The following is a 17,899-nucleotide window of genomic DNA, read 5'->3' as shown; positions in this document are numbered from 1 at the left end:
TGGTTCTGCTTCGAAAACTGCCTAGTGCGCGGACTTGTCCCGGATATCCGTGATGATGCCGGAGAAGTCCCGGCCCGCCCCGCCTTCAGCCGCAAACGTATCGTAGATCTCCGATGCCAGCGGGCCCATCCGGGCGGCCACTCCGGTGCTTTGCAGCGCGTTCAGGGCCAGCTTGAGGTCCTTGGCCATCAGCGCGCCGGCGAATCCCGGCTGATAGTCGCGGTTGGCGGGGCTGGTGGGCACCGGCCCCGGAACGGGGCAGTTGGTGGTCAGCGCCCAGCACTGCCCGGATGCCGCGGACGCAACGTCGAAGAGGGCCTGGTGCGTGAGCCCCAGCTTCTCGCCGAGCACGAACGCTTCGCTCACCGCGATCATGGAAACACCCAGGATCAGGTTGTTGCAGACCTTCGCGGCCTGGCCCGCCCCGTGGCCGCCGCAATGGACCACGCGCTTGCCCATCACTTCCAGCAGGGGCCGCACGGCGTCGAAGTCCTCAGCGAGTGCGCCCACCATGAAGGTCAGGGTTCCGGCCTCGGCACCCACCACGCCTCCCGAGACGGGGGCGTCCACGGCCCGGTGGCCTGCGGCAACGGCGATCGCTGACGCTGCGCGGGCTTCGTCCACATTGATGGTGGAGCAGTCCAGGAACATGGTGCCCGGTCCGGCCACGTCCAGCAGGCCCGGCTGGCCGCCCGACCCGCGGTAGGCATCCAGGACATGCTGGCCGCTGGGGAACATTGTGAGCACCACATCCGCACCGGCCACAGCTTCGGCCGGTGACGCCACGGTGGGCACACCGTGCTCCCGGGCCGCGTCCAGCGCTGCGGGCACCACGTCGAACCCTGCCACCGTGTACCCGGCCTTGACCAGGTTGACGGCCATGGGCCCGCCCATGTGTCCCAGCCCGAGGAACGCCACGTGTCCCCGGTTCCCGGCTCCTGTTGTTTCAGACATTGCGGGCCTCCTTAGATTGCAGGTTGAGCTCCCGGTCCCCCAGCGGCTCGAAGAACCTGGCGACGTCGGCGGCGGAGACCTCGTGCAGCGTGGCCGGCTTCCACTGCGGGTTCCGGTCCTTGTCCACCACCTGGGCGCGGATGCCTTCGCGGAAGTCCGCGCGGGCCAGGAACCGCAGGCCCACGCGGTACTCCTCGGCGAGGACTTCCGCCAGGCTCAGGCCACGCGCGCGGCGGAGCGATGCCAGCGCCACCTTCACGGAAGTGGGCGACTTCGCCTCGATGGTGTCCGCCGCCTCAGCCGCCTCAGCGGCGGCTTCGCCGTCGAAGGTGCGGAGCCTGCGGAGGATGTCCTCCGCGTCGTCACTTGCGTAGCAGGAATCGATCCAGTCCCGCTGCCCGGCCAGCACCGACACCGGCGGCGTCTCCGCGAAGCGTCCGACGGCGGCTTCCGCCGTTTCGGTTTCCAGCGCGGCCGCCAGCGCGGGAAGGTTCCCGGACGCCACAAAGTGGTCCGCCAGGCCCAGGAACAGGGCATCCGCGCCGCTCAGGTGGGCGCCCGTCAGGGCCGCATGGGTGCCCGCCTCCCCCGGCGAGCGGGCCAGCAGCAGGGTGCCGCCGACGTCGGGCACAAAACCGATGGTGGTCTCCGGCATGCCGGTGCGGGTGCGTTCGGTGACCACACGCACGGACCCGTGCGCCGAGATCCCCACACCGCCGCCCAGCACCAGGCCGTCCATAAAGGCCACATACGGCTTGGGGTACCCGTCGATCAGTGCGTTCAGCCGGTACTCGGTGCGCCAGAAGTCCGCGGTGGCGTCACCGCCCGCCAGCATGTCCTCATAGATGGCCACGATGTCGCCCCCAGCGCACAACCCCCGCTCCCCGGAGCCGTGCACCAGAACTGTGGCCACGCCGTCGTCGTCCGCCCATGCAGTGAGCTGTTCCAGCATGGCGGCCGCCATGCCTGCGGTGAGCGCGTTCACCGCCCTGGGCCGGTTCAGCGTGATGACGCCGAGGTGGCCGCGCCGCTCAAACAGGACCTCGTCAGTGGGCGTCTCATCGGGGCTTGCCGTGTTCGTACCTGCGGTAGGTCCTGCGCTCATCAGCTGCCTTCCGGCATCACGTAGCTGGCGCCCTGCCGGATGCCGGAGGGCCAGCGGGTGGTCACGGTCTTGGTCTTGGTGTAGAAACGGAACGCGTCGGCCCCATGCTGGTTCAGGTCCCCGAAGCCGGAAGCCTTCCAGCCGCCGAACGTGTAGTAGGCGATGGGCACCGGGATGGGAACGTTGATGCCCACCATACCCACCTGCACACGGCTGGCGAAGTCACGGGCGGCGTCGCCGTCGCGGGTGAAAATGGCCACGCCGTTGCCGAACTCATGCTCGCTGCAGAGCCGGAGGGCTTCGTCGTAATCGGAGGCGCGGAGGACGCTCAGCACGGGCCCGAAGATTTCCTCCTTGTAGATCTTCATGTCCTTGGTGACGTTGTCGAAGAGGGTGGGGCCCACCCAGAATCCGCCGTCGTAGCCGTCCACGGTGAGGCCGCGGCCGTCTGTCACCAGGGTGGCGCCCTCATCCACGCCGGACTGGATGTAGCCTTCGATCCGTTCCTTGGCGGACGCTGCCACCACGGGCCCGAAGTCCGAGTCCTTGTCCAGGCTGTGCCCCACCCGGAGGTGCTTGACGCGTTCCTCCAGCTTGGAGACCAGGGCGTCGGCCGTTTCCTTGCCCACCGGGACGGCCACGGAGATGGCCATGCAGCGTTCGCCGGCGGAGCCGTAGCCTGCTCCCATCAGTGCATCCACAGCCATGTCCAGGTCCGCATCCGGCATGATCACCATGTGGTTCTTAGCTCCGCCGAAGCACTGTGCGCGCTTGCCGTGGGCGGCCGCCGTGGCGTAGATGTACTGGGCGATCGGGGTGGAGCCCACGAAGCCGATGGCCTTCACCCGCTCGTCCTCGAGGAGGGCGTCCACTGCTTCCTTGCCCCCGTTGACCACGTTGAACACACCGTCCGGGACTCCCGCTTCGGTGAACAATTCGGCGAGGCGCAGCGGTACCGAAGGGTCGCGCTCCGAGGGCTTGAGGATGAACGCGTTGCCTGCGGCCAGGGCCGGTCCGGACTTCCACAGCGGAATCATCGCAGGGAAGTTGAACGGCGTAATGCCGGCCACCACGCCGAGGGGCTGGCGCAGCGAATGCACGTCGATGCCGGTCCCGGCGTTGTCCGAGAACTCGCCCTTGAGCAGGTGCGGGGCGCCGGCAGCGAATTCCACCACCTCGATGCCGCGCTGGATGTCCCCCTTGGCGTCCGGGAGGGTCTTGCCGTGTTCGGAGGAGAGCAACGCGGCGAGTTCGTCGATGTGCTCGTTCACCAGGTCCACGAATTTCAGCAGGATCCGGCCGCGGCGCTGGGGATTCATGGCGCCCCACTCCACCTGGGCCTTCTCCGCGCTGGCGATGGCGTTGCGGACTTCCTCGGCGCTGGCCAGCGGCAGCCTGGCCTGGACCTGCCCGGTGCAGGGATCGTAGACGTCGCTGAAGCGCCCGGAGGTGCCTTCAACCCTTTGCCCGTCTATGTAATGGGAAAGCTCGCGAACCATGGCGGAATGCTCCTTTGCATGTGACCTACATCATCCTGAAGCTGAATATACTCGGACTTCCTACTAAATTCCAGAGTGCGGGAGGGCCGCGCGCGCCCCCTGGCCACCGCCGTCGAGCGCCGCTGAGCGCCGCCGGGGCGGGCGACGGCGAGGTGGCGACCCGGTGGGGCCCGCCGTCGTGACCTTCTTTGCTGGCTTCCGTCCCCGTAGTCGCCGTGCGCCCCGCGTGTTTGCCCACCTTCTTGGCGAAACAGGGTCACGACGGCGGCAAAGAGCTGCGCTGGACAGATGCCCGGCGCCCAAGTTCGGTAAGTTAGGAACTGTGAAGATTGCTACCTGGAATGTGAACTCCCTCCGTGCCCGCGCCGACCGTGTGGAGGCCTGGCTCGAGCGCAGTGACTGCGACGTGCTGGCCATCCAGGAAACCAAGTGCAAGGACGACAATTTCCCCTGGGAACTCTTTGAGCGCATGGGCTACGAGGTGGCCCACTTCGGCGTGAGCCAGTGGAACGGCGTGGCCATCGTCTCGCGCGTGGGGCTTGAGGACGTGGAACGCTCCTTCCTTGACCAGCCGGTCTTCGGCAAGAACGGAAAAGACCCCGTTCAGGAGGCCCGCGCCATCGGCGCCACCTGCGGCGGCGTCCGGGTGTGGAGCCTCTATGTTCCCAACGGCCGCTCCCTCGATGACGAGCACATGCCCTACAAGCTCAGCTGGCTGGACATGCTGAAAACGCACGCCCAGACCTGGGTCACTGATAACCCCGAGGCGCAGATCGCCCTGATGGGCGACTGGAACATCGCACCGCAGGACGACGACGTCTGGGACATTGACTTCTTCCGCGCCAACGCCATGACCCATGTCAGCGAACCCGAGCGCGCCGCCTTCCACGCCTTCGAAGCCGCCGGGTTCCAGGACGTCGTCCGTCCGCACACGCCGGGCCCGGGCATCTACACCTACTGGGACTACACGCAGCTCCGCTTCCCCAAGAAAGAGGGCATGCGTATCGACTTCGTCCTGGCCTCCCCCGCCCTCGCCGCCCGCGTGACCGGTGCCTCGATCGACCGCGAGGAACGCAAGGGCAAGGGCGCTTCGGACCACGCTCCGGTCATCGTGGAACTGGCCGACTGATGGGGCCGCGATGACGGGCAACATCTACCGGGGCCAGGCGGGCCTGCCTTTCTCCTCCGCACTGCGGATCTACGAGCCGCTCACCGCTTTTCCGGAGGATCAACGCGCAGCGCTCCGGGCGGCGGGTGCCAGGACTGCTTCCCGCGCGGCGGTGGAAAACGCTGAGCTGCAGGCGTCCCTCGGCCGGATCACCCGCCCCGGCGGCGACCCCTTCCCCACCGGGCGCACCGACCTGGTCCGGGTCATTCCGGCTCCCCCGGAGCCGAAACAGCCAATGACGCAGAAGTCTTCCGGCGCACCCGATGCGTCCGGGACGTCCGACGCCGGCGGGCCCGGTGACGCCGTTGCCGGCACCGCCGCTGCAGGCGCCGGTAGTGAAGAACAGGCTCTGCTGTACTGTCCCAGCCAGCTCGTGCTGCGGGCCGGACTGGCTGCCAACGCCCTCATGGAGGGTATCCACGGTCCGCTCGCTGAGCTGCTGATTCCGGAGGAACAGCGGGACAAGCACCAGGAGCGCATTGACCTGGTGAAGGCCCGCGAGGGCACCAGCCGCGTCCACACGCGGGCGTCCACCTGGGGCATCCCTTTCAGCTGGTTCTCGCTATTCCAGGAATCCGACCCCCAGGATGTGGTGGAGTCGGACGGACGGATCATCACGGTCCGGGTATGGGCACCGATCGGTGCAGCGCTGGAACGCGTCCGCTATGCCGTAGCCAACCTTGCCCTGGCAGCCCCCGACCTGGACATGCTGGACGACATGACCCAGCTGACCGAGTGGCTGGAACTCTTCCACCCCGGTTCGGTCGTGGAACTGGATTACGGTGCGGTGGCGGACAAGGTGTACCCGGATGAGTCGCCCATGGACGTGCGCCTGGGCATCGAATGCCTGGCTGAGGGGGACATGACCGGAGCCGCGGCTGCCTACCGCCGGCTGGCCTCGCGCTGGATTCCCATCAGGCAGCTGGCGCGGGCCTCCTAAACCTGTGCGCGGCTAAACCTGTGCGCGGCTAAACCTGTGCGCGGCTAAACCTGCGCGCGGGACGGGGGCGGCGCCGTCGTCCTTCTAACGATCAGCTGGTGGGGCGCGACCTGTGAGCGGACCGCCCCCACGGCGCCGTCCAGTTCGTCCAGCAGCATCTTGGTGCCCAGTTCGGCCTGTTCGTCAGGCCGCTGCCTCACGGTGGTCAGCCCCATGGCGTCCGAGAAGTCATGGTCGTCGATCCCGATGACGGACAGGTCCTCAGGGATCCGTACGCCCATTTTGGTGGCCTCGAAAATGACCCCCATGGCCATCTCGTCCGACGCGCAGAAGATGGCGGTGGGCTTCGGGCCGGGCCGGGCCCACATCCTGGTGAAGGCGTCCTGGCCGCTGCGCACCGTGAAGTCGCCCCACTCGTCCCATTCCGGGCGCACCGTCAGCCCGGATCCTGCCATGACGTCCTGGAACGCCTTGATACGGACGCGGGGAACATCGAAGTTGAGGTCGGTTTCGTCGTCGCCGTGCAGTAGCGCGATGTCCTTGTGGCCCAGGCTGATCAGGTGCCGGACGGCAGTGGACGCCGCGGCGTAGTCGTCAATGCCGATGTAGGGGCACTCCTCCACGTGGCCGCCGACCACCACCAGGGGAATGTCAATCTTCTGCAGGTGTTCGAGTTCCTCATGGGTCAGCGCCATACAAAGCACCAGGAGGGCATCGATCTGCTTGTAGACCATGGTCTTGCTGAAGAGCCGCTCGCGGTTGCTGCCGTGGCCGCCCAGGTTGAACAACGAGAGGTTGTACTGGCGCGCGTGCAGTTCCCGGTCCGCGCCCTCGATCGCCTTGGAGAAGAACCAGCGGCTGACGAACGGCGCCAGCACACCGATGGTTTTTGTCCGCCCGGTGGCCAGGCCCGACGCGGAGGAAGATGCCACGTAGCCCAAAGCGCCGGCCACCTCGAGAATTTTTTCCCGGGTGGCCGGCGAAACCCTGGGCAGTCCGCGGACTGCGCGCGAGACTGTCGCTGTGGAAACCCCGGCTGCTGCGGCGACGTCCTCAATGCTGACGCCGGAATGGCCGCCCCGTTGAGCCCTGTCTGTTGTGCGTGCCACGGATTCCCCTTGCTTGCTGTTCGCAGATTCTTGCTACCTGGGTGTTCCTGCGGCAACAAGCCAGTCTATTCCGCTTCAGCTTTGAGCCTTTGATCAGCTCCTATTTCTTACGTGTAGCGGTCCTGGCCGGCAGGCGCCGGCGGAGCCGCACCATCCCGTACAGCGCCAGCAGCGTGGCCAGCAGGCCCAGCGCCCAGCCGAGGGCCGGCTGGGCGGTCACCTCCATCCAGACGGTGACCACCAGCAGGACGACGGCCCAGAAGCCCAGGAAGCCGATGATGATGTCGAAATCCTCACCCGAGCGGGCACGCTTGTGCTCACTGCGAACGAGCCCCTGGTTCTGTTCCTTGCCCGTTGCCGAACCTGCCACGCGACGGATCACTTAACAGCGCCGGCGGTGAGGCCGGCAACAATCTTGCGCTGGAAGACCAGGACCAGGATCACCAGTGGAATGGTGACGATGGTTCCGGCGGCCATGATGGCCGTGTACGGAATCTGGTTTGGCTGCGCTCCGGCGAAGCTGGCAATTGCCACCGTCACCGGCTGGGTCGCGTCGCTGGACAGCTGGCTGGCGATCAGGAATTCATTCCAGGAGGAGATGAACGCCAGGATGGCTGTGGTGAAGATGGCCGGTGCCGCCAGCGGCAGGATGACCTTCCGGAACGCCTGGCCCTGCGTGCAGCCGTCCACCCGTGCCGATTCCTCGAGTTCCCACGGCATTTCGCGGAAGAAAGAGGTCATCGTGTACACGGTCAGAGGCAGCACGAAGGAGATGTTCGGGATGATCAGCGCCTGGTAAGTGCCCATCCAGCCGATGTTGGTGAAGAGCTGGAACAGCGGGGTGATGAGGGCGACGCCCGGGAACATGGACGCCCCCAGGATGAAGCCCAGCACCAGATACTTGAACCGGAAGTTCAGGCGGGCCAGCGCGTAGGCGGCGAACACACCGATCAGCAGCGACACTACCGTGACGACGACGCCGATGAAAATACTGTTGAGCAGCGCCTGGCCGAACCTGTTGCCGAAGGATGTATCGAAGGCCGTATTGAAGTTATCCAGCGTGACATGGGTGGGCAGGATCGAAGTGTCGTAGGTGAAGCCCACATCGCGGAATGCCGTCACCACCATCCAGTAGGCCGGCGCCAGGCACCAGATCAGGACGACGACGGCGCTGATGTACGTGCGTCCCTGCGCCCACTTCTCCCTGTTCTGGGCAGCCTTCCGGCCCCTGTCCTGCTGTGCCCTGAGGGCAGTCGTGGCTGTCCCGGCGCTCATTTCTTCCCCTTACCAGTGGCTCCGCTTTGTTCCACGACGTTCGCACCCAGGAAGCGCACAAAGATGAACGCAACCAGGAAGATGATGATGAACGTAATCGTGGACAATGCCGCAGCCGCGTTGAACCCTTGCCTGATTTGGTTGATCACCAGGATGGACAGCGTAGTGGTGTTGTTGGCGCCGCCGGTCAGGATGTACGGGAGGTCGAACATCCGCAGTGCATCCAGCGTACGGAACAGGACCGCCACCATCAGCGCCGGCTTGACCAGCGGAAGGGTGATCATCCGGAACCGCTGCCAGGTGGTGGCGCCGTCAACCTTGGCGGCCTCATAGACCTCCGCAGGAATCATCTGGAGGCCTGCGAGGATCAGCAGTGCCATGAACGGCGTGGTCTTCCAGACGTCTGCGATGATCACGGCCCACTTGGCCGGCCACTCACTGCCCGTCCACAGGATGGTGGTGTTGAACAGCTTGTTGGCGATGCCTTCGAAGGCGAAAATGAACAGCCAGAGCTTGGCGGTCACGGCGGTGGGAATGGCCCACGGAACCAGGACTGCTGCACGGACCAGGCTGCGGCCGCGGAACGTCCTGGCCATGATGAGGGCCATCCAGAAACCGAGAACGGTCTCCAGCGTCACGGTCACCACGGTGAAGAAGAACGTTGTTGCCGTGGCTGACCAGAACTGGCCGCCGAGGGTTCCGGGCGGGCATGCCACCGTTCCGCCGCCGGGGGCCGCACACTGCTGAGCAAGCCAGTTCACGTAGTTCTGGACGCCTGCCGGCCCGCCTGCGGTGAACAGCCCGGTGACCGGATCGAGGCCGGCATCCTTCTGGAAGGACATCACGATGGCGCTGATGATCGGGTAAACGATCACGATGGCCAGGGCGATGATGGTGGGGGCGAGGAGCCAGGAAGCCCACTTGCCCTGACTGAGGATCTTGTTGTCCTCACCGACCCCCTTGGGTCCGTGATGGATCGGGGTACCGCCCGACGCCGGTGACTTTACCGGCGTCGGGCCCAATTCGGTTGCCATGAGTGGCTACTGTCCCGCGCTAGCGGATTCGATGGACTTTTGCATGTCCGACAAAGCAGATTCCACGGTTTTCTCCCCCTTGATGGCAGAGTATGCATTTTCCTGGATGGCCTTGGTAACCGCCGGGTAGAACGGCGATACCGGACGCGGCACGGCGTTCTCGATGGAGGTCTTCAAGACCGGAAGGTACGGCAGCTTGGCGACGAGTTCCTTGTCCTCGTACAGCGAGCCCAGTACCGGGGCCAGCGAGCCCTGGGTGGCATAGAACTTCTCGGTTTCTTCCGAGGTCATGAACTTCAGGAAGTCCAGGGCCGTGGCCTTGTTCTTCGAGTAGACACTGACAGCGAGGTTGTGGCCGCCGAGCGAGGAGGCACCCGGGCCGTCCTTGCCCGGAAGGGCGGTCATGCCCAGGACGTCCTTCACCTTGGAGGACCCTTCAGTGGTGGCCAGGTTGTAGACGTACGGCCAGTTGCGCAGGAACAGCAGCTTGCCGTCCTGGAATGCCTGCCGGCTTTCTTCTTCCTTGTACGTGATAGCTTCCTTGGGGATGTTGCCGTCAGCGTAGGCCTTCGCCAGGTTCTCGAGGCCTGCCTTGGCATCAGCCGTGTTCAGGCTGGGCTTGCCGTCCTTGTCCAGCACGGAGCCGCCGAAGGAGTTGATGGCCTCGGAAGCGTTGACTGTCAGGCCCTCGTACTTGCTGAACTGGCCCGCGTAGCAGCCGATGTTATTGGCCTTGGCGATGGAGCACATGCCCATCATTTCTTCCCACGTCTTGGGTGCGGTGGGAACCAGATCCTTGCGGTAGTAGAGGATACCGCCGTCTGAGGTCTGCGGGGCCGCGTAAAGGGTCCCCTTGTAGGTGCCGCTCTCCACCGTCGGCTTGAGCATGGCGGATGTGTCGAGCGCCATCTTGTCCTTGAGCGGTTGGAGCCAGCCCTTGGCCGCGAACTCGGCTGTCCAGACGACGTCGACATCGACGACGTCGTAGCCGGCGTCCTTCGCCTGGAAGTGCTGGACCAGGTCATCGTGCTGCTGGTCCGCCTGGTCGGTCTGCTCCTTGAACGTAACCTTCTCGTTCGGGTGCTCGGCATTCCATTTGTCGACCAGCGGGCGGACGACGTTGCTGTTGTCCTTGCCCTGGACGTAGGTGATGGGGCCGCGGCCGTCGAGGCCTTGTTCAGCGTCGCCGCCGCCACCCCCGCCCGTGGTGCCGCCGCCGCCTCCGCAGGCGGACAGGGTTAACGCTAGGACGCCGGCGGCAGCGGCCGGCAAAAGGAACTTAGGGGATTTCATAAAGGAGACTCCTCGCTGAGTGTCGAGCAAAATCGGCGGTGCGGTTGAAGTGGTGCCCATCACACTAGTAACGTTGCGGTGAGAAATGCAAGCGTTTACACCGAAGTTTATGGAAAGGATATCTGTGGCACACAGCCCAGTCCCGACAGACGGTTCCTCGATTCCGAAGTGGTGGGCCAGCGCCGTCGTATACCAGGTCTACCCGCGGTCCTTTGCCGATGCCAACGGAGACGGCATGGGCGATCTGAGCGGTGTGACGGCGCATTTGGACTACTTGCAGGGGCTCGGCGTGGATGCCGTGTGGCTGTCCCCCTTCTACAAGTCGCCGCAGGCCGACGCCGGGTATGACGTGGCGGATTACCGTGAGGTGGATCCGCTTTTCGGCGCCCTGGCGGACTTCGATGAGATGTTGCAGAAAGCTCACCGGCTGGGCTTGAAGGTCATCGTTGACCTGGTCCCCAACCACACCTCGGACGAACACGCCTGGTTCCAGGCGGCGCTCGCCGCGGCCCCGGGTTCGCGCGAGCGCGACCGGTACATGTTCCGGCCGGGCAAGGATTCCGTCCCCGGATCGGGAGACGGCGACCTGGCGCCGAACAACTGGAAATCCATCTTCGGCGGACCGGCCTGGACCCGCGTCACGGAGGCCGACGGCAGGCCCGGCCAATGGTACCTGCACCTCTTCGACACCAAGCAGCCGGACCTGAACTGGGACAACGCCGAGGTCCAGGAGGAAATGCGCTCCGTGCTGCGGTTCTGGCTGGACCGCGGCGTGGACGGCTTCCGTGTGGACGTGGCCCACGGCATGGTCAAGGAAGCGGGCCTGCCGGACTGGGAGGGCTCCGCTGCGATGGTGGAAGGAGCCAGCGAACTGCCGGGCGAAGCCCACGGCGGCCACACCGAGGCCGAGGAGCCGCACCGCGCCCACGCTGCCGCTGATTCCGCCGACGAGCACCAGGTGGTCTCGCCGCTTTACCCGCCGTCGCCCTTCTTTGACCAGGACGGCGTGCACGACATCTACCGCGACTGGAACCGGGTGCTGGCCGAGTACGACGGCGACCGCATGATGGTGGCCGAGGCCTGGGTGGAGCCGGCCGAGCGGCTGGCACGGTACGTCCGGCCCGATGAAATGCAGCAGGCGTTCAACTTCGACTTCCTGCTGGCGGGCTGGGATGCGGAGCGGACGGCCGTGGCCGTTGAGGATTCACTGCGGGCTGCCGCCACGGTGGGAGCCACCACAACCTGGGTCCTCAGCAACCACGACACGGTCCGGCACACCACCCGCTTCGGGCTGAAGGACCCCACCACGTTTCCGAAGGGCATCGCCGCCGAAGACGAACAGCCCGACGCCCGGCTGGGCCTCGCGCGTGCCCGGGCAGCCACCATGGTTTCACTTGCCCTCCCCGGCTCGGCTTATCTCTACCAGGGGGAAGAACTGGGCCTGCCGGAGCACACCACGGTCCCGGCCGAAGCCCGCCAGGACCCCACGTTCTTCCGAACCAACGGAGTGGAGCGGGGGCGCGACGGCTGCCGTGTGCCGCTCCCATGGAAAGCTGCCGAGCCCGGCTACGGATTCGCGTCCGGGTTCACCGGCAGCGCGCCCGCCGCCCCCTGGCTCCCCCAGCCGAAATCATTCGGTGAACTGGCCGCGGACCGGCAGGACGGCGTCGACGGTTCCACCTTAGAGCTGTACCGTGCCGCGCTGGCACTCCGCAAGGAACACCGGCTGGGCGCAGGAACCTTCCGCTGGGCCGATGTGCATGCTCCCGAGGAGGGTGTGCTCGCTTTCCAGAACAGGGATGTCCTGGTGGTCGCCAACATGGGCATCGCCGCGGCCGCGCTGCCGGGGGGCTACCGGGTTGCCCTTGCCAGCAGGCCGGAGGCGGTGACGGACGGCCCGACGGAATCCGGGACGGTGCCGGGAGGCACACGGAAACTTGCGCCGAACTCGGCCGCCTACCTCGTGGCGATCTAGCTGACGGAGACCTGGCTCGTGGCTGTCTGGCGCGCGGGGGCTAGCGGACGCGTTCCGCGCGGCTGAACCGGGAACGGGCGCCGGTGCCGATGTGGATCAGCACCGGGATGCGTTTGCCGACGACGGCGTCGAGCGCCTCCACGAGGGCCGAGACATCCGCGGCGAGGAGGTGCGGAGCCACTCCCTGCCGGGGCTGCAGCCGGATCTTCAGCGCGGGCTCCCCCCGGACCTCGTAGGTGGCCACGGTGGCGCCGGCCAGGTCCTGCCGTTCGGCCAACGCCGCCCGCAGCGCCTGCTCGGCAACGCCGCCGCCGATCCGCACATTGCCGGGGACGCCCTCGGCGTCGTCCTCGGCAAGGATCAGGCCGGCGCGGCCCTTGCCCTGCTGGGCCACCCAGGCGACCATCAAGGCAATGACCACTGCGAGTAGCAGCGCAAGGACCGCCCAGAGCCAGCTTTCCTGGCGGCCGGGAATGTTGGTGCGCTGTAGCAGCTGGCTCATTCCGCTCCATACACCGGCGGACCACTGCTGCCACCATGATGCCGCCGCGGGGACGGCGGCCAGCACAACCAGTAAGAGTCCGATGGCGAGCAGTTTCAGTCCGAGGATTCCGATCAGGATCCTGTTCAGCGTCCTGGGGGTGTTGTTCATGCCCCGATCACTCCTGACGTGGCCACATTGACGCGCACTTCGGGCATCGGTTCCGGAGCCATGTCCCGCAGCTCGTCGAGCACGGCTGCCAGGACGGCGTTTTCGCTGACCGGCACGCCCGAGGTGGGCCGCACGTTGACTATCACCTGCCGTTGGGACACCACCACCATCACCTGTTCCTGCGTGACGTTTGCGGCCAGCCTGGCACGGCGGGCAAGGGCGGAGGCGATCACTTCGTCATCAGCCACCACTCCGGCGCGGCGGTCCGGAAGCAGGTGCCGGGCGCGGCGGCCGGGCAGCACTGCATTAAGGAAGAAGAACAGACCCGCCATGGCCGTCACGGCTCCGATGGCGCCGAGCAGCAGCGGGGGGATGCCCTGCGGGAGCGCGATGATGCGTTCCGCGGCGGTCTGCGGATCGATGAGCCACGGCGGCTGCCCGATCGCACGGACTGCGGCCTCGAGGAGTCCGTAGCCGCACAGGATGATCACCAGGACAGCAGCGATTCCGGCCACCCCTGCACGGGAGGAGCGTGTTTCGCGGTCCAGGATCCGGCGCATGCCGGCGCCGCGGGGGTCCGGGGCGCTGACCGCGGAGGCTGCACCGGATTCCCCGTTGCCTGCCGCGTGGCTGCCCTTTGAGCGGACGTCGGTGGCGTTGTTCACTGGACCCTTCCCCCTTCGCTGATGGCGGCGCCGCTGATGCGGATGTCCACCCGGCTCAGCTGCGCCCCGCTAAGCTCCGCAACGCGGTGCAGGATCACGGATCTGGCCGCGACGGCGCGGTCCCGGATGGAGCCGCCGAAGCCGGCGACCCGGCCGGGGTCGCGCAGGACCGTGGTGAGCGGCGGAATCCTGATCGGGAGGACCAGCGAGAGGGCCAGCAGGCCGTCGTCGTCGGACCAGTCTGCCCGGACGTCGTGTGCCGGGACGCCCAGCGCTTCAGCGGCGGCGGCCCGGGCAAGGCTGGTGAGCGCCTGGGTACTGATGCGGTTGTGCCCGGCCATCACGGAGCCGCCGGCCACGGTTCCGGCCGTGCTGCTCATGAGGACGAGCGCCGGCCGGTGATGGCGTCGAACACGCTGCGCAGGTCAAGTTTCCCTTCCGCGGCACGGCCAAGGAGGGCTCCGATCCCCATGAAAAGCAGCGAGACCAGGAAGCCCCAGACGCCGAACTGGAAAGCCATAAAGGCCACGAAGGCGCCCACTGCAATTCCCACCACGGTCAGGTTCACTGGATGGCCTCCCTTTCGGTCCGGGCTTCCGCGGGCAGTCCGGGCTTTGCCGGCCCCGCCACGTAGACGTCATTGATCTCCACGTTTACCTCGATGACCTGCAGGCCCACGAGCTCTTCGACGGCGGTGTAGACGGCGGCACGTACCTGGTTCGCCAGGGAGTGCAGCGGGGTCCCGTAGACGGCCACGAGGTTGATGTCCACTGCCACCTGCGTCTCGCCGACCTCTGCGTGGACGCCGGCGGCATGGTCCGAGCTGCCGACGGCATCGCGGATGGCTCCGAGGGCGCGGGACGGACCGGTGCCGAGCGAATACACTCCCGGAACGGCCCGGGCTGCGATGCCGGCGACCTTGGCAACTGCCGTTTCGGAAATGACGGTACGTCCGGTGCCGGCCGTCAGGGCAACGGCTGGATCAGCGTGGGCCCCCGGCGCGGGATGTGGGTTCTGGTATTCCATCAGGCACTCCCCTTCTCTTGAACACCACCCTATCCCTTGGCCGCGACAAGCGGCCGGACGCCAGTGAAAATGGCCACGCCGGAATCCGCTATTTGCAGTTGGCGGCGAGCCAGCCGGTAACGGGGGCCATGGCGGCGTCGAACTTTCCGCTGGAGTACACCGTCTGGTCGCTCAGCCCGGCGACGGCCACCTCGTTGAGGTGGGCAAAATCGGCTTTCAGCTCGTCCGGCACGCGTTCGGCAGTGTCGCTGAGCTCCGCTTTGAGCTGTTCCAGTTCCGCGGTTTTGCCCTGTGCGGCCGAGAGCGGGAACAGCGAGGCGCCGGTGGCCTGCTGGGAGATGGTGGTGCACGCCTCCGCCGCGGAGGAAAAGTCCCCGTATGGTCCGGAGCTTTTGGTGGGGGTGGGTGTCGCCGTTGCCACTGCTGTTGCGGGAGCGGACGACGACGGCGCGCTGCCGGCTTCGGGCGCGGAGCATGCGGTGAGCGCCAGTGCGGCGAAGAGGGCGGCTGCGGTCAGAGTGCGTGAGAGGTTGTTCAAGAGTCACTTTTCTGGTCGAGATTGTGCCGCCCGTTCCGTTTCCGGCTTCAGGCGGCGATGGCGTTCTGTCCCCGGCGTGCGAGTCTAGCCCGGATGGCCTCCGGGATCCCAAGCGGCGGGCGGAAGGTCCTACCTATATAAGGGAAAAAAGCGGCAGGGCCGCCCGGAGAGGTTCCGGACGGCCCTGCCGTTTACTGCGCCTGCTAGCTAGCCAGACGAGGCTTACTTGTAGAGGCCTTCGCCGCCAACCTTGACGTTCGTGGGCAGGTAACCGAACGGACCGAGTCCGTTCTTGCCGAAGGTGCGGTCCACCTTGGACACGCCGTCACGGAAGTTGATCTTCACGGTGGGCGAGAGTGAGCCGCCGCGGACGCCGTTCACGTTGTCGATGAAGGACTGCACCAGGCCACCCGGCTGCACGTAGTGCGAGTAGGCCTGGAACTGGCGGCCGTTCTGGTTCGGAGTGGGTGCTTCCGGGGACTCGGACGGAAGGTTGAGGTCCGTGGGCGAGCCCAGGGCCAGGCCGCTGTTGTTCATCGGCTGGTAGTCGGACCGGACGCCGTCACCGACGAAGCCGTAGACACCGTCGGGGCCGCGCATGCCGGCCGCATAGGTGAACTGGTGGCTGATGGTGAACAGGTAGTACTTGTTCTTCCCGCCTTCGTTCTGGATGAAGATCTGCGGACGCTCGGTCTGGTCGTTGACGCAGTTGGCCGAGAGAACCGGCGGCAGGAAGGACCATTTGGTCAGGTCCTTGTTGTCTGCCACGGCCAGTCCCACGTTGGCGGTCTGGTAGTAGGCGCCGCTGCTGTTGACCTCGTTGAGGCTCTCGGCGTTCGGGTCGCCGGCCTTGTAGCCCAGGTCCTCGGGCTTGCACTCGTATTCGCCGCGCTTGCCGCCGGTGTTGCCTTCGAAAACCATGAAGGTCTTGCCCGGGTGGGCGGGGTCGGCGAACGTGTACGGGTCGCGGAAGGCGAAGCCCGGGTTCTGTGCCTTGTTCTGGTACATCTTGCCGTCCGGTTCCAGCAGTTTGGTGTGCTTGAAGCCGTCAAACGTGACGCCGTTCTTGTCGGCGTGGATGTTGCCGAGTGCCTTGGCAATGGCAGCGTCCGGCGCGATGCCGCCGCCGCCAGCATTGCGCTCGGCAACGTCGTAGAACGTGGTGGCCGTGTAGAACACGTTGACCTGGTTGCCCTGCATCAGGCGGGTGGAACCGGACCATTCCGTGTTGCCGATGGAGGTGTTGTCCAGGAACAGGTGTCCGCCGTAGTTCCACTTGTCCTTGGCCGGATCGGCGTTGGTCTTGCGGAAGAAGTAACCGATCCGGGCGTTCCAGTGCCGCTGGTCGAAGCCGTAGCCGGCGTGCCGGTCAGCCACCAGGGAAAAGATGACGTCATAGCCCTTGTAGCTGATCTGGTTCGCATTTTCGTCGGTGAGGGACCAGGTGTCCCAGACCCAGACGTCGTCGTTCATGGCGGGGAAATCCTCGGGGATTTCCGGCATGGTGACATCCGGACTCATGGAGTTCTGGCCGGGTGCCACGGTGGAGTCGCTCTGCGCCATGATCTGCTTGGCGTCGGCGCGGGTCCACTTTGAGGTGAAGTCCGCCGCCGGATCATACGCCTGCTGGCTGTGATCGGTGGGCAGCGGGAAGCCGGGCGTGGGTGCCGGCATCTGCTGGGTGGCGGGCGGGTCCGAGGGTTCGTTGGCCAAAGCCGAGGGAACCGCAAGGAAGGCGGAAGCCGCCACGGCCGTTGCCAGTGCTGCGGCGGCAGGGCGCCACCGCAGCATCCGGTGTGTATTGGGGTGCTTGTGCATTTGTTGCTCTTCTCGCGGAGTTGAGACCATTCGTGGAAGACGGGCATCTGCCCTCATTCCCCGAAACTCCGGCGTTCCCGATGACACGGCGGGCGTCATCGAGGACGCCTTTGTGTCGAGGGGGACGGGGCTTGGGTAGGGCCCCGGAAGGCGCTTCGGAAAGGAACCCTTTCCTGCGCCGGTCTCTACGCTGGCACGCATAAGCAGGCTTATCAAGCCGTGTTTCGAGCGGCTAAAAACCGAGTTTCGCTCCGTTTGTGCAAGCGCTTACATTGCCCATTGCGCGCGCGTGCCACATCCACTTTTTCGAGTCAAATGTTGCGCGATAAATCAGATTTAGTGTGAAAAGTCACCCGCTGGCCACCCGCAATTCACCTGGACGCGGCGGCCGGACGGGTTCAAACGGAGCCTGTCGCCCGCACATCCTGATACGCTGCCCGGCGGTCGAATACCATCAGTCCCACCTTTCCGGAGGTCAGGGAGGCATCATCGACGGAAAGGATTCCGGCGCCGTCGAGCTTTACCGGCAGCCGCTCCCCCGAAACCGCCGCCCGGGCCTCGAGCCTGGAGCTGACGCCATGGCTCAGCAGAAGCGGGACACTCGCCATGACGCTGCTGACGGGATTGAAGACTCCGTCACGCAGCCTGACGATGCGCGCCAGCCTCAGGTTCGGGGCCCGATAGCAGCAGGAATATCATCAGGGGCTGCGCGCCAGCCTGATCCTGACGACGCGCAAATCGCCTGGCGACACGCAAATTACCTTGCGACACCGGAATACGGGGGGCGCGGGAGCATTTGCGCGTCACAGGGATATTTGCGCGTCGAAACTGCTCGGGCGGGCGGGCGG

19 protein-coding genes are annotated in these 17,899 nt (G+C 66.1%); 3 read left to right on the top strand and 16 right to left on the bottom strand.

The annotated features are described in order from the left end of the window. Positions 1 to 21: 21 nt before the first annotated feature. The 3 genes from mmsB to AC07YR_RS07325 are packed head-to-tail and all read right to left on the bottom strand — an operon-like array spanning position 22 to position 3,558. A complete protein-coding gene (mmsB, locus tag AC07YR_RS07335; RefSeq protein WP_494733560.1) occupies positions 22 to 954 on the bottom strand; it encodes a 3-hydroxyisobutyrate dehydrogenase in 933 nt (310 codons plus the stop codon). After that, positions 947 to 2,059 (bottom strand): enoyl-CoA hydratase/isomerase family protein, encoded by a 1,113-nt coding sequence (locus AC07YR_RS07330; RefSeq protein ID WP_494733559.1) that lies wholly within the window; start codon positions 2,057 to 2,059, stop codon positions 947 to 949. Before AC07YR_RS07330 ends, mmsB begins: the two co-directional genes overlap by 8 nt. Beyond that, entirely contained in the window at positions 2,059 to 3,558 is a 1,500-nt protein-coding gene (locus tag AC07YR_RS07325; protein ID WP_494733558.1) for a CoA-acylating methylmalonate-semialdehyde dehydrogenase, read from the bottom strand. The genes AC07YR_RS07330 and AC07YR_RS07325 overlap by 1 nt, the downstream gene beginning before the upstream one ends. A gap of 322 nt (positions 3,559 to 3,880) precedes the next feature. On the opposite strand from AC07YR_RS07325, the gene AC07YR_RS07320 reads away from it, so the two are divergent. Beyond that, complete coding sequence (locus AC07YR_RS07320; RefSeq protein WP_494733557.1) at positions 3,881 to 4,687, top strand: exodeoxyribonuclease III; 807 nt, start codon at positions 3,881 to 3,883, stop codon at positions 4,685 to 4,687. A 10-nt stretch (positions 4,688 to 4,697) separates the two neighbouring features. Next, entirely contained in the window at positions 4,698 to 5,666 is a 969-nt protein-coding gene (locus AC07YR_RS07315; RefSeq protein WP_494733556.1) for a DUF8083 family protein, read from the top strand. Between the two features lie 44 nt (positions 5,667 to 5,710). On the opposite strand, the gene AC07YR_RS07310 is transcribed toward AC07YR_RS07315, so the two are convergent. The 5 genes from AC07YR_RS07310 to AC07YR_RS07290 all read right to left on the bottom strand — a co-directional run bounded on the left by AC07YR_RS07310 (position 5,711) and on the right by AC07YR_RS07290 (position 10,377). Continuing rightward, positions 5,711 to 6,775, bottom strand: coding sequence for a LacI family DNA-binding transcriptional regulator (locus AC07YR_RS07310; RefSeq protein ID WP_494733555.1), 1,065 nt, complete (start codon positions 6,773 to 6,775; stop codon positions 5,711 to 5,713). A gap of 100 nt (positions 6,776 to 6,875) precedes the next feature. Then, positions 6,876 to 7,145 carry a hypothetical protein gene (locus AC07YR_RS07305; protein ID WP_436056505.1) on the bottom strand — a complete coding sequence of 90 codons (270 nt, stop codon included), beginning with the start codon at positions 7,143 to 7,145 and terminating at the stop codon, positions 6,876 to 6,878. 8 nt (positions 7,146 to 7,153) lie between these two features. Next, positions 7,154 to 8,050, bottom strand: coding sequence for a carbohydrate ABC transporter permease (locus AC07YR_RS07300; RefSeq protein ID WP_436056504.1), 897 nt, complete (start codon positions 8,048 to 8,050; stop codon positions 7,154 to 7,156). Next, a complete protein-coding gene (locus tag AC07YR_RS07295) occupies positions 8,047 to 9,084 on the bottom strand; it encodes a carbohydrate ABC transporter permease (RefSeq protein ID WP_436056503.1) in 1,038 nt (345 codons plus the stop codon). Before AC07YR_RS07295 ends, AC07YR_RS07300 begins: the two co-directional genes overlap by 4 nt. 6 nt (positions 9,085 to 9,090) lie before the next feature. After that, positions 9,091 to 10,377: an ABC transporter substrate-binding protein gene (locus AC07YR_RS07290; RefSeq protein ID WP_436056502.1), complete on the bottom strand. Its 1,287-nt coding sequence runs from the start codon at positions 10,375 to 10,377 to the stop codon at positions 9,091 to 9,093. 109 nt (positions 10,378 to 10,486) lie between these two features. Between AC07YR_RS07290 and AC07YR_RS07285 the strand changes: the two genes are divergently transcribed. Further along, on the top strand, positions 10,487 to 12,352 hold the full coding sequence (locus tag AC07YR_RS07285) for a glycoside hydrolase family 13 protein (RefSeq protein ID WP_494733554.1): 1,866 nt from the start codon (positions 10,487 to 10,489) through the stop codon (positions 12,350 to 12,352). Between the two features lie 40 nt (positions 12,353 to 12,392). On the opposite strand, the gene AC07YR_RS07280 is transcribed toward AC07YR_RS07285, so the two are convergent. The 8 genes from AC07YR_RS07280 to AC07YR_RS07245 form a co-directional block, all read right to left on the bottom strand. Then, positions 12,393 to 13,004: a hypothetical protein gene (locus AC07YR_RS07280; RefSeq protein WP_436056501.1), complete on the bottom strand. Its 612-nt coding sequence runs from the start codon at positions 13,002 to 13,004 to the stop codon at positions 12,393 to 12,395. Beyond that, the gene (locus AC07YR_RS07275; RefSeq protein WP_494733553.1) at positions 13,001 to 13,669 is read right to left on the bottom strand and encodes a hypothetical protein; all 669 of its coding nucleotides are present in this window, start codon (positions 13,667 to 13,669) and stop codon (positions 13,001 to 13,003) included. Before AC07YR_RS07275 ends, AC07YR_RS07280 begins: the two co-directional genes overlap by 4 nt. Continuing rightward, positions 13,666 to 14,049 (bottom strand): hypothetical protein, encoded by a 384-nt coding sequence (locus AC07YR_RS07270; protein WP_055801313.1) that lies wholly within the window; start codon positions 14,047 to 14,049, stop codon positions 13,666 to 13,668. The genes AC07YR_RS07275 and AC07YR_RS07270 overlap by 4 nt, the downstream gene beginning before the upstream one ends. Continuing rightward, positions 14,046 to 14,237, bottom strand: a complete 192-nt coding sequence (locus AC07YR_RS07265; RefSeq protein ID WP_436056499.1) for a hypothetical protein — start codon at positions 14,235 to 14,237, stop codon at positions 14,046 to 14,048. The genes AC07YR_RS07270 and AC07YR_RS07265 overlap by 4 nt, the downstream gene beginning before the upstream one ends. Beyond that, on the bottom strand, positions 14,234 to 14,695 hold the full coding sequence (locus AC07YR_RS07260; RefSeq protein WP_436056498.1) for an Asp23/Gls24 family envelope stress response protein: 462 nt from the start codon (positions 14,693 to 14,695) through the stop codon (positions 14,234 to 14,236). Before AC07YR_RS07260 ends, AC07YR_RS07265 begins: the two co-directional genes overlap by 4 nt. A gap of 88 nt (positions 14,696 to 14,783) precedes the next feature. Then, positions 14,784 to 15,233, bottom strand: coding sequence for a hypothetical protein (locus AC07YR_RS07255; protein WP_436056497.1), 450 nt, complete (start codon positions 15,231 to 15,233; stop codon positions 14,784 to 14,786). 222 nt (positions 15,234 to 15,455) lie between these two features. Further along, positions 15,456 to 17,051: a glycoside hydrolase family 68 protein gene (locus AC07YR_RS07250; protein ID WP_055801323.1), complete on the bottom strand. Its 1,596-nt coding sequence runs from the start codon at positions 17,049 to 17,051 to the stop codon at positions 15,456 to 15,458. 398 nt (positions 17,052 to 17,449) lie between these two features. Further along, positions 17,450 to 17,659, bottom strand: a complete 210-nt coding sequence (locus AC07YR_RS07245) for a hypothetical protein (protein WP_494733552.1) — start codon at positions 17,657 to 17,659, stop codon at positions 17,450 to 17,452. Positions 17,660 to 17,899: the final 240 nt, after the last annotated feature.

This window comes from Arthrobacter sp. GW460-12-1-14-TSB2, assembly GCF_059423525.1.
Note: the sequence above shows the minus strand (reverse complement) of the source record. Positions and strands in the feature narration are given on the sequence as shown.